The organism is Ruegeria sp. B1, from assembly GCF_056535885.1.
The window spans coordinates 1,927,847-1,941,111 of record NZ_JBQFJA010000001.1 but is presented as its reverse complement, the minus strand read 5'-3'; the positions used below and the strand labels follow the sequence as shown (position 1 = coordinate 1,941,111).

At 59.1% G+C, this 13,265-nt stretch carries 15 protein-coding genes; 8 read left to right on the top strand and 7 right to left on the bottom strand.

Translation table 11 applies throughout. The features are described 5' to 3' along the window. Positions 1–336: 336 nt before the first annotated feature. From ACR3ES_RS09565 to ACR3ES_RS09535, 7 genes are read left to right on the top strand one after another with little or no spacing between them, the layout of a single operon-like run. Complete coding sequence (locus ACR3ES_RS09565) at positions 337–1,551, top strand: glycosyltransferase (protein ID WP_170432341.1); 1,215 nt, start codon at positions 337–339, stop codon at positions 1,549–1,551. Next, on the top strand, positions 1,548–2,795 hold the full coding sequence (locus tag ACR3ES_RS09560; protein WP_170431783.1) for a glycosyltransferase family 4 protein: 1,248 nt from the start codon (positions 1,548–1,550) through the stop codon (positions 2,793–2,795). The genes ACR3ES_RS09565 and ACR3ES_RS09560 overlap by 4 nt, the downstream gene beginning before the upstream one ends. Next, positions 2,795–3,871: a glycosyltransferase family 4 protein gene (locus ACR3ES_RS09555; protein ID WP_170431781.1), complete on the top strand. Its 1,077-nt coding sequence runs from the start codon at positions 2,795–2,797 to the stop codon at positions 3,869–3,871. Before ACR3ES_RS09560 ends, ACR3ES_RS09555 begins: the two co-directional genes overlap by 1 nt. Further along, on the top strand, positions 3,868–4,449 hold the full coding sequence (locus ACR3ES_RS09550) for a histidine phosphatase family protein (protein ID WP_170431780.1): 582 nt from the start codon (positions 3,868–3,870) through the stop codon (positions 4,447–4,449). The genes ACR3ES_RS09555 and ACR3ES_RS09550 overlap by 4 nt, the downstream gene beginning before the upstream one ends. Next, complete coding sequence (locus tag ACR3ES_RS09545; protein WP_170431779.1) at positions 4,449–5,591, top strand: glycosyltransferase; 1,143 nt, start codon at positions 4,449–4,451, stop codon at positions 5,589–5,591. The genes ACR3ES_RS09550 and ACR3ES_RS09545 overlap by 1 nt, the downstream gene beginning before the upstream one ends. Next, positions 5,588–6,340, top strand: a complete 753-nt coding sequence (locus ACR3ES_RS09540) for a polysaccharide deacetylase family protein (protein ID WP_170431778.1) — start codon at positions 5,588–5,590, stop codon at positions 6,338–6,340. Before ACR3ES_RS09545 ends, ACR3ES_RS09540 begins: the two co-directional genes overlap by 4 nt. A gap of 19 nt (positions 6,341–6,359) precedes the next feature. Continuing rightward, complete coding sequence (locus ACR3ES_RS09535) at positions 6,360–6,836, top strand: class I SAM-dependent methyltransferase (RefSeq protein WP_170431777.1); 477 nt, start codon at positions 6,360–6,362, stop codon at positions 6,834–6,836. Positions 6,837–6,854: 18 nt separating this feature from the next. Here the strand turns inward: ACR3ES_RS09535 and ACR3ES_RS09530 are convergent, their stop codons facing one another. Further along, complete coding sequence (locus ACR3ES_RS09530) at positions 6,855–7,997, bottom strand: alpha-D-ribose 1-methylphosphonate 5-triphosphate diphosphatase (RefSeq protein ID WP_170431775.1); 1,143 nt, start codon at positions 7,995–7,997, stop codon at positions 6,855–6,857. A gap of 52 nt (positions 7,998–8,049) precedes the next feature. Between ACR3ES_RS09530 and ACR3ES_RS09525 the strand changes: the two genes are divergently transcribed. Next, positions 8,050–8,733, top strand: coding sequence for a DUF1045 domain-containing protein (locus ACR3ES_RS09525; protein WP_170431773.1), 684 nt, complete (start codon positions 8,050–8,052; stop codon positions 8,731–8,733). On the opposite strand, the gene ACR3ES_RS09520 is transcribed toward ACR3ES_RS09525, so the two are convergent. The 6 genes from ACR3ES_RS09520 to ACR3ES_RS09495 are packed head-to-tail and all read right to left on the bottom strand — an operon-like array spanning position 8,715 to position 13,262. Beyond that, the gene (locus ACR3ES_RS09520; protein ID WP_170431771.1) at positions 8,715–9,263 is read right to left on the bottom strand and encodes an AAA family ATPase; all 549 of its coding nucleotides are present in this window, start codon (positions 9,261–9,263) and stop codon (positions 8,715–8,717) included. The genes ACR3ES_RS09525 and ACR3ES_RS09520 overlap by 19 nt on opposite strands. Beyond that, on the bottom strand, positions 9,260–9,943 hold the full coding sequence (gene phnL / locus ACR3ES_RS09515) for a phosphonate C-P lyase system protein PhnL (protein ID WP_170431769.1): 684 nt from the start codon (positions 9,941–9,943) through the stop codon (positions 9,260–9,262). The genes ACR3ES_RS09520 and phnL overlap by 4 nt, the downstream gene beginning before the upstream one ends. A 10-nt stretch (positions 9,944–9,953) precedes the next feature. Beyond that, complete coding sequence (phnK, locus tag ACR3ES_RS09510) at positions 9,954–10,724, bottom strand: phosphonate C-P lyase system protein PhnK (RefSeq protein WP_170431767.1); 771 nt, start codon at positions 10,722–10,724, stop codon at positions 9,954–9,956. Then, a complete protein-coding gene (locus ACR3ES_RS09505) occupies positions 10,721–11,581 on the bottom strand; it encodes an alpha-D-ribose 1-methylphosphonate 5-phosphate C-P-lyase PhnJ (RefSeq protein ID WP_170431765.1) in 861 nt (286 codons plus the stop codon). Before ACR3ES_RS09505 ends, phnK begins: the two co-directional genes overlap by 4 nt. Further along, positions 11,578–12,174: an HAD family hydrolase gene (locus tag ACR3ES_RS09500; RefSeq protein WP_480425259.1), complete on the bottom strand. Its 597-nt coding sequence runs from the start codon at positions 12,172–12,174 to the stop codon at positions 11,578–11,580. The genes ACR3ES_RS09505 and ACR3ES_RS09500 overlap by 4 nt, the downstream gene beginning before the upstream one ends. Continuing rightward, positions 12,171–13,262 (bottom strand): carbon-phosphorus lyase complex subunit PhnI, encoded by a 1,092-nt coding sequence (locus ACR3ES_RS09495; protein ID WP_170431761.1) that lies wholly within the window; start codon positions 13,260–13,262, stop codon positions 12,171–12,173. The genes ACR3ES_RS09500 and ACR3ES_RS09495 overlap by 4 nt, the downstream gene beginning before the upstream one ends. Positions 13,263–13,265 lie beyond the last annotated feature (3 nt).

The following is a 13,265-nucleotide window of genomic DNA, read 5'->3' as shown; positions in this document are numbered from 1 at the left end:
CAGACTACATAACCCCCAGGTTCTGTTCAAACCCCCACATTAAGCGGTCCCAACATCGTGTAAGGTCGTGTTCGTTATGCACAGCCTACGCGGATAGAATTATCCGGCAGAGTTGTATATGGTTAGAGAAGGACCCAGACGGCGTCACGATTGCCGGTTTTGACCAGCATTCTTGTGCCAAATACGTTCAAACCATCAATATCCTGTTGCCAAATCGCAATGTTTGGAACATTTGCAGGTACGCATTTCTGCCTTTGGCAAGCGGACCTTCAGAATGTACGGTATCAGGTGCAAACGCGCGGATACCGCACCGTGACCAAGATAACAGGCGACTATATGAGCCTAGGCATAGCAAACACAAAGACCGGCCGCGCGCCGCGAATACTGTTTTACAGCCATGACACATTCGGCTTGGGCCATCTGCGCCGATCCCGTGCCTTGGCCGCAGCAATGACAGAAGCCGATCCGCACGCCTCCGCCTTGATCCTAACGGGTTCGCCCGTGGCTGGCCGGTTCACCTTTCCACGTCGCGTCGACCACGTGCGACTGCCAGGGGTGACAAAACGCGCGGACGGATCCTACGCCGCACGCACGATCGGCATGGGCATTGATGAGGTGACAGAGCTGCGATCTGGTCTGATCCAGACCGCGGTGCAACAGTTCGACCCCGATGTGCTGATCGTCGACAAAGAACCAACCGGATTTCGCGGAGAATTGCTGCCTACGCTTGAGCATCTGGCCACCACCGGCGGAACCAAGCTGATCCTTGGGTTGCGGGATGTTCTGGATGAACCCGAGGTTCTGGCGGCCGAATGGGCTCGCAAAGAGGCAGTTGCCGCTACGGAGCGGTTTTATCATGAAATCTGGGTTTATGGATTGCGGTCTGTATACGATCCGACCGCAGGCCTCCCGCTGAGCATCGCTGCGCAGTCCCGTATTCACTGGACAGGCTATTTGCGTCGTGACCTTGGCCCCGTCGGTGAGCCGCCGGAACAGCCCTATATCCTGATTACACCGGGCGGCGGCGGAGATGGCAAAGCCATGGTGAACCTTGTGCTGTCCGCCTATGAACAAGATCCGGATTTGTCACCGCGCGCGGTTTTGGTCTATGGCCCCTTCCTGTCCGGTGAGTTGCGTGAGGATTTTGAAACCCGCGTGGCAGCCTTGGGCGGGCGGGTAACGGCGGTTGGCTTTGAGTCACAAATCGAAACGCTGTTTGCGGGCGCCGCAGGCGTGGTCTGCATGGGTGGATACAACACATTTTGCGAGGTTCTGTCTTTTGACAAACGCGCCGTCATCGTGCCGCGCACCACGCCGCGGTTGGAACAGTGGATCAGGGCGTCGCGCGCCGAAGACCTTGGTCTGGTGCGAATGCTGGATGAAAGCCGCAAGGGTTTGACGCCGCAGGCTATGATCCAGGCCATTCGCGATCTGCCAAACCAACCATTGCCATCGCAGGCCATTCAGGATGGTCTTCTGGATGGGCTGAACTATGTCACGGACCGCATCGACGCGTTGTTGACTCCGGAACGGGAACGCGCCACCGGATGAGCACAGCCGGACCTAAACTGGCGGTTCTGGTCAAAGGGTGGCCTCGCTTGTCCGAGACCTTCATCGCGCAGGAGTTAGTCGCTTTGCAGGAGGCCGGTCACCATTTCGACATCTGGTCTTTGCGCCATCCGACCGACACCAAACGTCACCCATTGCACGATCAATTCAAAGGCCAAGTCCGATATTTGCCCGAATATCTGTATGACGAGCCCGAGCGCGTTTGGTCGGCACGTAAGATCGCTCAGAGTTTACCAGGCTACGCGAAGTCGTACGAGGTCTGGCGTCAGGACCTGAAACGGGATCCGTCGCACAATCGCATCCGCCGGTTCGGGCAAGCGTGTGTCCTGGCATCTGAATTGCCCTCGGCGATCCGGGCGCTTTACGCGCACTTTCTGCACACGCCGTCATCGGTGGCTCGATACGCCGCGATCATGCGCGGTGTGCCATGGAGCTTCTCCGCCCATGCAAAAGACATATGGACCTCGCCCGACTGGGAAAAACGCGAAAAGCTACAGGCGGCCACGTACGGAGCCGCGTTTGGTGCAACCTGCACCGCGGTTGGAGCCGAACACCTGCGGGACCTTGCCGATACCCCGGAGCGCATTGATCTGATTTATCACGGATTGGACCTGGCCCGATTTCCAAAACCGACGGAGCGCAGTACTCGCAGCCCTGATGACCCGTTCCAGATGTTATCGGTTGGACGCCTCGTCGAGAAAAAAGGGTTTGACCGGCTGATCGATGCCCTTGCACAGCTGCCCGCATCGCTGGACTGGCACTGGACTCATATCGGCGGCGGGGCTTTGGGCAATACGCTGCGCGACAAGGCCCATACAGCGGGGGTCTTTGACCGGATCACTTGGAAAGGATCCTGTGACCAGCCGGAAGTGATTGCGGCTATGCGTCAAGCGGATCTGTTTATTCTACCCAGTCGAATTGCGGCGGACGGGGATCGCGACGGGCTGCCCAACGTACTGATGGAGGCCGCGTCACAAAATCTGCCGATCCTTTCGACACCTGTCTCTGCAATTCCGGAATTTATCACCTCGGGAACACATGGGGTTTTGTCCAAGGATGATTCGACCTCACTGGCATCGTCAATTGCTGCACTTGCTGCCGACCCAGACCGTACGGCACAAATGGCATCCAATGCCTATGGCCGCTTGATTTCCGAGTTTCGGATGGAGCCTGGCATAGCGCGCCTGTCGACGCGGCTTCATGCCTTGTGCTCGGGCAAAGCGTGATGCCTCGCGTCGCCTTTTATGCACCGATGAAACCACCGGACAGCCCGGTGCCTTCGGGTGACCGGGAGATGGCCAAAAACCTGATGCGCGCGATTGCTGCCAATGGCGATACGGTGGATCTGGTGTCGCGGCTACGCATCTTTGACAAATCTGGCGACCCGGACAATCAGATGGCACTTCGCCGGGCGGCAGAGGACGAGGTTGATCGGCTGGTAAGGGAGTTATCCGCCGATACCGATCTGTGGGTCACCTATCACAACTACTACAAGGCCCCTGATCTGCTTGGACCGGCGGTATGTTCGGCAAAAGGCATTCCGTATGTTCAACTGGAAAGCACCCGGGCGACCAGCCGATTGTCGGGACCATGGTCCGAATTTGCCAAAGCCGCAGACGCGGCCTGCGATGCCGCTCAAGTGATTTTCTACCACACTGCCAATGACCTGATCACGTTGGAAAGAGAGCGCTACGGCGACCAGAGCCTGGTTGAACTTCCGCCGTTTCTGCCGATATCAGACCTGCCTCCCACGGGTGCAGGCAACGGCCCCATGCTGGCTGTTGGTATGATGCGGCATGGGGATAAGCTGGCATCTTACACGATACTCGCTGACGCCTTGCGCCATTTAACAGGCGAATGGATACTGCAGATTGCTGGCGACGGGCCAGCGCGCGGTGAAGTGGAGGCACTAATGGCGCCTTTCGGCGATCAGGTGCGTTTCTTGGGTCAGTTGGATCGCGCGCAAATGCAGAAGGTTTACATGCGCTCCTCCATGCTGGTCTGGCCGGGTGTGAACGAGGCCTACGGCATGGTGTATCTTGAGGCGCAGGCCGTAGGATTGCCAGTGGTTGCGCAGGATCGACCAGGGGTTCGAGACGTACTCGTGCCATCCAGTTATCCATCGGTGGAAACAGGGGCGCGGGGTTTGGCACGTCTCATGCAAGCGCTTCTGGACGACAGGCAGAAGCGTCTGGAACTGGGTTTGAAAGCCCGCACGCGCGTCGCGCACCGTCACCTAATGCCCAATGCAACTGAACAGTTCTGGTCAGCTGTACATCCTCTGTTAGAGGGGTCTTCATGACTCGGTTGGCCTTGCTCCGACATGGGCACACAGCATGGAATCGCGCAGGCCGCATTCAGGGTCGCAGCGACATTCCACTGGACGACGACGCGCGCCAAGAGTTGTCCGGCTATACACTCCCCTTTGAGTGGAGCACCGCTGAAATCTGGTCCAGCCCTTTGAAACGCGCCAGTCAAACTGCGCACCTTGTTTCCGGCGGTGTACCGCGCTTGGACAACGCGCTGATCGAGATGAATTGGGGGGATTGGGAAGGCCAGCGCGGTGTTGACCTGATTGAGAAAAAAGAAAGCGGCTATCGGCATATCGAGGAGTGGGGGTGGGAGTACAGACCGCCAAACGGGGAAAGCCCGGCTGAAGTCTTGGGACGGCTGTCGCCTTGGTTGTCTGGACTGGAAAGAGACGCAGTTGCCGTGTGTCACATAGGGATCATGCGGGTGATACTGGCCCGCGCCTGGGGGTGGGACTTTGACGGTCCTGCACCGTTTCAAATCAAACGAAACCGCCTTTATGTCGTGGACGTAGAACACCTTGCACCGGAACCTGATCCGGTACGTTTGGAAAAGAAAGGAGCGCGGTGATGCGGGTGATGATCATCGTCACGCACCTGCTTGGGACCGGGCATCTCAGCCGCGCGCTGACGCTGGGACGGGCCTTTGCCGATGATGGGCACGAGGTTCAGATTGTATCCGGTGGAATGCCTGCGCCCCAGTTGGATCAGCAAGACCTGCCATTTGTGAACCTGCCGCCTTTGAGGTCGGACGGCACAGATTTCACCCGTCTTTTGACGGACAGCGGTGACCCCGCCAGTGACGCCTACAAAGCTGCCCGGGCAACTGCGTTGGTCGAAGCCATTCGGCATTTCCAGCCGGATATTATGATCACCGAGCTTTATCCTTTTGGGCGAAGGGCGCTGGCAAGTGAATTCGATGCTGCATTGCGCGCGGCTCAGAACCTTCCAACACGCCCGGTCATCCTTGGGTCTATCCGGGATATTCTGGCCCCGCCGTCCAAACCGTCAAAAGCCCAAAGAACTGAAGATGTTGTGACCCGTTTTTATGACGGCATTCTGGTTCATTCCACCGAGAGTGTGACGCCCTTGTCGGTCAGTTGGCCGGTGACGGACCATCTGGCACAGCGCTTGCATTACACCGGGTTTGTCGCGCCCGAACCGCCACAGCCTCACCGGCAGCAAGCGGGGCAGGATGAAATACTCGTTAGCGCGGGCGGCGGATCCGTGGGGCAGCCGATCTTTCGGGCCGCCATCGAGGCCGCCCGAAAGATGCCCAACCGGCGCTGGCGCCTGTTGGTCGGCGGGCGGGATGTCGAAATACGGATTGCCGAGCTATCGCAGCTGGCAACGGGCACGCCGACCATTATAGAACCAGTGAGACCGGACTTTCGGCACATGCTACCGCTCGCCGCCGCCTCGGTCAGCATGTGCGGCTACAATACTGCCCTCGACATCCTGCAAAGCGGGACGCCCGCCGTCTTCGTACCCTTCGACGATGGTAATGAAGTCGAACAGGGCCTGCGTGCTCAAAGCCTTTCAGAGTTATCCGCCATCGAAGTGCTGAGCAGTGCAGACCTGAGCGGCGACACACTTGCGAATGTCGTGCACCGCGTTCTTTCCGAAGGTGCCCGGTCAAGCCACAAATTCGGGTTCAACGGAGCACAGCAATCTGTGGAAATTGCGAAACGCCTGCTGGAGCGGCGCAGATGACCTTTGATTGGCGCCCGCTCGAAACAGAATTACAATACTGGTCAGATCAGGGGCTGTCATTGCCACTGTGGTGGCGCGATGATGATGCGGTCGCGCCGACTCCACAGTTGGACAGGCTGACCGCCCTGTCCGAACAGCTCGACCTACCCGTCCACTTAGCCGTCATCCCGCGCGATGCGGCGGTCGATTTGGCAGAGTACGTTGGGAAACAGAAGAGTTTGGTTCCGGTCGTTCATGGGTGGGCGCACGAGAACCATGCCACGGCAGGAGAGAAGAAAGCGGAGTTCCAGTTGCATCGCCCGATTGATGCGATGGTTGCGGACGCGCAGGCCGGGTTTGTCCGCCTACGGGAACTGTTTGGCGAGGAATTGCGCCCCATGTTTGTCCCGCCCTGGAACCGAATAGCCCCAGAGGTCATGGTGAACCTGCCAAACCTCGGGTTTCGCTACCTATCGACGTCGACGCCGCGACAAACACGGTGGGCGGCTCAGGGTTTGGAACAGGTCAATACACATCTAGACCCGGTTGACTGGCGCGCAACTGGAGGCTTGATCGCGCCAGAAACACTGATCGCCAAGTCCGTCGGTTTGTTGCAGGACCGACGCGAGGGCCGGGCTGACAACACGGAACCATTTGGCGTGTTGACCCACCATCTGGTTCATGATCAAGACATCTGGGCATTTACAGAAAACCTACTTCGGGTGTTGCTGGAGGGTCCCGGGCACGCCTGGACCGCACCCAAGATCTGAGACCGAGAAAGAACGTTCGATGAGCAGACTGGATTCTATGTTGCGCCGTCTGACAGCCCAGCGCGACGGCCTGAACTGGGCGGCGGCACGGATCAGCGACAAGGAAGGTGATATTCTGGATCTCGGCCTTGGAAACGGGCGCACCTACGACCACCTTCGGGAAATTCTACCGGATCGCAGAATCTGGGTGATGGACAGGGTTCTGCAATGCCACCCGAACAGCACACCGCCACCTGAGGATTTTCTGCAAGGTGAGGCGGAGCCCATGTTGCAAAAACTGGCTCAAACGGGGCGCAAGATTGCGATGGCGCATTACGACCTGGGGCGGGGTATCAAGGATCAAGATGTGGCCGAAGCCGCCCGTCTCAGTCCGCTCATCGCGCAGGTGATGCAGCCCGGCGGTCTGCTGGTATCCGGACAGCCGCTTGTGGGGTTCGATCAGATTGGCGGACCGGACAGCATCGATCCCGACCGCTATCTGTTTTACTTGGCCTGATTAAGGGCCAACCCGCGTTCAGGCGACCCGCCTACCGCGCGACCAAACTGCGTTCAGCGCCGGAACGCCTGCCCGCATGCGAAAGCGGATCAGGTCGGCGCGGGCCCCGCTGCGCAGTTCTCCCCTGTCGTCCAGGCCCGCTGCCTGCGCCGGGGCCAGGGTTACGGTTTTCAAGCCCCGTGCCATGTCTCCCCAAAGCGCGCCCAACATTGCTGCCGACAACAACAGCGCTGAGGGCACGTAGTCCGAAGACATAATGTCCAGATGGCCCAGTTCAGCGAGCTCTCGCGCTGCCACGTTGCCCGAGTGCGACCCACCCCGGATCACGTTTGGCGCGCCCATCATGACCTTGATGTCGTGATCATGACAGGCTTTTGCAGCCTCAACCGTAGTGGGGAATTCGGCCAAGCGAATCCCATGACCGGCTGAGACCTTCACCTGATCCTCAGTTGTGTCATCATGGCTGGCCAGAACCGCCCCGAACCTTCGTGCTGCTTTGACCGTTTCGATCTCGTGTTTGTCGCCGTGTCGGTCACGCAAGCCTTTCAATTGGGCCACATGTTGCATGAACATGTCATCGTCCATGGCATGCTTGCCCTTCATGTAGGCTTCCAGCTTGGACAGATCGCGGAACTGTCGCTGGCCGGGTGTATGATCCATGATCGAAACCAACCCGACCCGGTCCTCGGGGCCGAATTCATCCAGTTCCTCGACGAGGGTTTCTGAACACACCTCAGCCCGGAGATGTAGGAAGTGACTGATCTTTAGCGCATCCTGCTCGCGCAATTGCCACAGTTCCTGCGACAGGCCGCGGGCGTATTTCAGGTATCGCGCAGTACCGGACGGGATGGACCCGACACGCATGGCGTCGAATACAGTCGTGATACCCGTGCTGGCCAGTTCCGCGTCATGGGCGATGATCGCGGCGGCATGCGGCCAATCCACCTTTGGGCGCGGCTGAATGTGACGCTCAAGGTTGTCCGTATGCAATTCCACCAGGCCGGGGCTGATGTAGTCACCCTCACAGTCAATCGAACCGGGGGGAACCGATGCGCCGGTATTTATCTCGGCAATGTTCTCGCCCAGGATCCGAACGCTGCCGGTCACGGTTTCGTCGGGCAATACAAGCGTGGCATTGGCAAGGATCAAGTCTTCTGTCATCTGAACTTCACGCATTTCAAGCTATTGGAAGGCCACGCAATAGGAGGCCAATGTGACATTCACGCGATACGCAATCTATTTTGCGCCACCCACCGAGGCGGATTGGACGAAATTTGCAACCCGGTGGCTGGGTTGGGACATGGAAACTGGTACAGAGGTGTCTCATCCAGACGTCGACGGCGTTGACGTCGCGGCCATCACGGATACGCCGCGCAAGTACGGGTTGCACGCCACGATGAAACCGCCCTTTCGCTTGCGCGACGGGCAGTCCTTCGACGCATTGCAAGAGGCCTGCGCCGCGTTGGCACGTAGAAGCACGCCTGTCACATTGGACGGTCTCGAGATCGCGCGTCTGGGGCGCTTTCTCGCCTTGCGACCCTTGGGTGATCCGCATGCGCTGAACGCGTTGGCCACCGCCTGTGTTCAGGACTTGGACCAGTTTCGGGCTCGGGCGACCCAGGCAGAGATCGATCGTCGAAGAGCAAATGGCCTGACCCCGGAACAGGACGCCAATCTGATCCGGTGGGGCTATCCCTATGTGCTGGAGTCGTTCCGCTTTCACATCACCCTGAGTGGAAAGCTGGACAAGACCGTGTTGACCAGTGTGCAGGCCTCGCTTGACATTAACTTGGCGCCATTGCTGCCGGTGCCATTTCAAATCAACGATCTGGCGTTGGTGGGCGAGGCCGAGGATGGGCAGTTTCACCTGATCCATCGCTACGCGCTTTCCAGCTGAAGACGGTTCAGGATTTCACTGACAGTATCGTCCAGCGACCTTGAATTGTCGATTTCAATGACCCGGTTCAGACCGTCCGGCAACGGAGCTTTCGCTCGGTCGAGGCGTCGTGCCTGCTCGCCCGAGCTCTCGCGCCCCCGGCTGGACAGGCGTTGCGCCAGAATCTCTGGATCCGCGGTCAGAGAGATCACGATCAGATCGCCAAAGACCTCTTGGGCCTGCCCCAGAACTGCACGGGACAGATTTACAAGCACAGCACGCGCGACCTGCCGCTGGCGGGAAATCTCAGACGGAATGCCGTAACGCAAACCATGTGCGGGCCAGTGCAGTGCGAAAGCACTATCCAGCACCATCTGTTCAAACACCTCGATCGAAACCCGGTCAAAATCTTCGCCGTCTTCGCCCTCGGGCCGCGTGATCACGCGCCGGACTCGTTGAATATCGGACGCGCTAGCCACCAAGGCTTCCATCACGCTGTCCTTCCCGACGCCTGAGGGGCCAACAACGGCTATGACCGGGCACAGATTCATGCCGCCAGTCCGGGCGTGAATTCTGATACATTGACTTCGCGGTCGCAGACCCGCTCTCGCGCATCGATATCATGGAAGATCCCGACAATCGCCGCACCTCGGGTTTTAGCTTCTGCGATCAGCGACAACACGGTTTCACGGTTCTGCGCGTCTAGGCTTGCCGTCGGCTCATCCAAGAGCATTGCTGGGTAGTCATGAGCGAACCCCCGCGCAATGTTCACCCGCTGCTGTTCGCCACCCGAGAAGGTGGTGGGGCTCAGGGTCCACAACCGTTCGGGAATGTTCAGCCGACCGAGCAACGAGGCCGCCTTGTCGAGTGCCTTCTGACGATCCTTGCCAAGGGCAAGTAAGGGTTCGGCAACCACCTCAAGCGTCGGCACACGGGGCACCACGCGCAGGAACTGGCTGACATAGCCGAGCGTTTCGCGCCGCAGCGCCAAGATCTCGCGCGGCTCGGCCTTGGCCACGTCCAAGCCGCCCACCAGAATCTGTCCCGAGGCGGCGAGGTAGTTCCCGTAGATCACCCGCATCAGCGTGGATTTTCCGGCCCCGGACGCGCCGGTCAGGGCGACGCATTCGCCGGGTGCAACCTTGAGCGACGCGCTATCCATGACCGGGATAACCGCACTTCCTTGATTGTGAAGGGTAAAGCTTTTGCTTACGTCTTTGAGTTCAATCATGTCGCCGCCCTCACACTTGCAGCACGCTGGAGACCAGCAATTGCGTGTACGCATGTTGCGGATCGTCCAGTACCTGATCAGTCAGACCGGCCTCGACCACGTGGCCGTCCTTCATCACCATCAGCCGATCCGCCAACAGGCGCACCACGGCCAGATCGTGGGTGACGATTATGGCGCTGAGCCCCATCTCGCGCACCAAACCCCGCAGAAGGTCCAGCAGCCGCGCCTGCACAGAAACATCCAGCCCTCCGGTCGGCTCATCCATGAACACCAGCCGTGGCCCTGTCACCAGGTTACGCGCAATCTGCAGCCGCTGTTGCATCCCGCCGGAAAATGCAGTCGGGCGGTCATCCACACGCCCTTCTTCGATTTCGACGCGTCCGAGCCAGTCAATGGCTTTATCGCGGATGTCACCATAGTGGCGATCACCCACAGCCATCAGACGTTCCCCAATGTTGCCGCCCGCACTGACCGACATCCGCAACCCATCACGGGCATGCTGATGGACAAAGGCCCAATCGGTACGGCTCAGCATCCGGCGCTCGGGTTCCGACATGGTCACGGTGTCCGTCGGACCATCCGCACGGGTGTCAAAGACCACCTGCCCTGCATCCGGCTCCAGATAACCGGCCAGGCAGTTCAGAAGGGTCGATTTGCCCGAGCCGCTTTCGCCCACGATCCCCATCACCTCGCCGGGGTAGAGGTCAAAACTCACATCCGCGCAGCCGATCCGCGCGCCATAGTGTTTTCGAATGCCTTTGACTTGCAACAAGGGGGTCATGCCGCATTCTCCTTGGTCATTGGACCGACATGGCCCGCCTCGCGACGCGACCGGCAGTAATCCGTATCCGAACAGACAAACATGCGATTGCCTGCGTCATCCGTGATGACCTCATCCAGATAGCTGTCCGTCGCCCCGCACAGGTCACAGCAATGGTCGGCCTTGGTCGCCTCGAACGGGTAGTCCTCAAAATCCAGGCTGACGACTTTGGTGTGTGGCGGCACCGCGTAGATCCGTTGCTCGCGCCCCGCACCAAACAACTGGATCGCGTCCATCTCAAGCTTGGGGTTATCGAATTTCGGAATCGGGGATGGGTCCATCACATACCGTTCCGACACTTTCACCGGATAAGCGTATGAGGTCGAAATAGCGCCATGCTGGCTGATATCTTCATACAGCTTCACATGCATTAGCCCGTATTCCTCTAGGCTGTGCATCTTGCGTGTCTCGGTCTCGCGCGGCTCCAGAAACCGCAGCGGTTCTGGGATCGGCACCTGATAGACCAATATCTGATCTTCGGTCAGCTTCGCCTCGGGGATGCGGTGGCGGGTCTGAATGACGGTTGCCTTGTCCGTTTCCTCCGTGGTCTCCACACCTGCGGTGTTTTCAAAGAACTTGCGGATCGAAACCGCATTGGTGGTATCATCCGCACCCTGGTCGATCACCTTGAGCGTATCATCCGGTGTCAGGGTTGCTGCGGAAACCTGCACCCCGCCCGTCCCCCAGCCATAGGGCATCGGCATCTCGCGGCTGGCAAAGGGCACCTGATAGCCCGGAACCGCCAGTCCTTTGAGAATGGCGCGGCGGATCATCCGTTTGGTCTGCTCGTCCAGGTAGGCGAAGTTGTACTCGCTCATAGAAAACCTCTTTCGGTCAACGCGATTTCCAGCGCCTGCGGCGTGGTGAAATGGATGCCCTCCATACCGACTGCGCGCGCGCCTTCGACATTGTGCGGGCCATCATCTATGAAAACACAGTCCTCCGGCGCGATCCCTGCCCGGTCGCAGAGCAACCTGAAGATCTGTGCATCGGGCTTCATCACCCCTTCCTGGCCCGAAACGACCAGCGTTCCGAACACTTCGGCAAGACGCGGGTGAACCTTGAGTCCTTCCGGCCATGTCTCAGCCGACCAGTTGGTGACAGCATGAATCGGTGTGCCTTGCGCTTTGAGCCGGTCGAGAATCTGCCAGGTGCCATGGATCGGGTTTTTGACCGTTCGCGTATAAAGTTCGACATAGGCGGCAAACAGGCTTTGATCCTCTGGGTCATCAAGTTCTTTGGCAAGGTCCCCAAAGCGTTCTCCGTTATCGCCGCGGGCGTTCCGTACCAAAAAATCAGTCCGCTCGACGAAAGCGTGCGCCGCCTCTTCCGAACCCAGTTCCTCGACCCATGCCAGGTGCGGTTGCCAATCGACCAGAACGCCACCGATATCAAAAACGACCGCTTTCATTCCGCAGCCTCCTTTGGCGTGATTCGCTCTTCGGCCTCACGGCGCAGCTTTCGGACCAACTCCAGTTCGGACTGAAAATCCACGTAGTGCGGTAGTTTTATGTGCTCGAGGAACCCGGTGGCCTGAATATTGTCCGCATGGCTCAGGACAAATTCCTCGTCCTGTGCGGGCGCGCCCAGATTGTCTTCTCCCAGTTCTTCCCAGCGCAAGGCGCGATCCACCAACGCCATCGCGATGGATTTGCGCTCTGACTGTCCAAACACGAGGCCGTAGCCGCGCGTGAACTGAGGCGGCTCGGTCTTGGAGCCCTTAAACTGGTTCACCGTTTCACATTCAGTCAGCTCAATCTCACCGACCTCAATGGCGAAGCCCAATTCCGGGATATCCATCTCAACGGCCACTTTGCCAATCCGCAATTCACCGACAAAGGCATGGTTGCGGGCATAGCCGCGCTGGGTGGAATACGCCATCCCAAGGACAAACCCTTCATCGCCACGCGTCAGCGACTGAAGGCGCAGGGGGCGGTTCGACGGAAACTCCATCGGTTCGCGCGTAAGATCGCCCGGCGTCTCATCGGTCGAAATCTCGTCCTGAATGATATCCTCGCCCTTCAAGAACTCGGTGATATGCGGCGTCTTTTCGTGTCGCGCGACGCCTTCCGGAGCGGGAGGCACGTCTCCGTCCGCGGCCAGCTTGAAATCCAGCAAGCGGTGCGTGTAGTCGAAGGTGGGGCCCAACACCTGACCCCCCGGCGCGTCCTTGAACGTGGCCGAGATGCGGCGGTCACAGGCCATCTCTGCAGTCTCAACCGGGTTGGAATATCCGAAACGTGGCAGCGTGGTGCGATAGGCGCGGATCAAAAAGATCGCCTCGATCAGGTCGCCGCGCGCTTGTTTAATTGCCAGCGCGGCCAGATCGGGATCGAACAAAGACCCTTCGGCCATGACCCGGTTCACGGCAAGGCTCAGTTGCTCGCGGATTTGAGCAAGGCTCAGTTCCGCCACATTTGCCGCCCCGCGCCGTTCTTCGGACAACCAGGCATGGGCGTTGTCGATGGCTTTTTCGCCCCCTTTTACGGCTACATACATGCA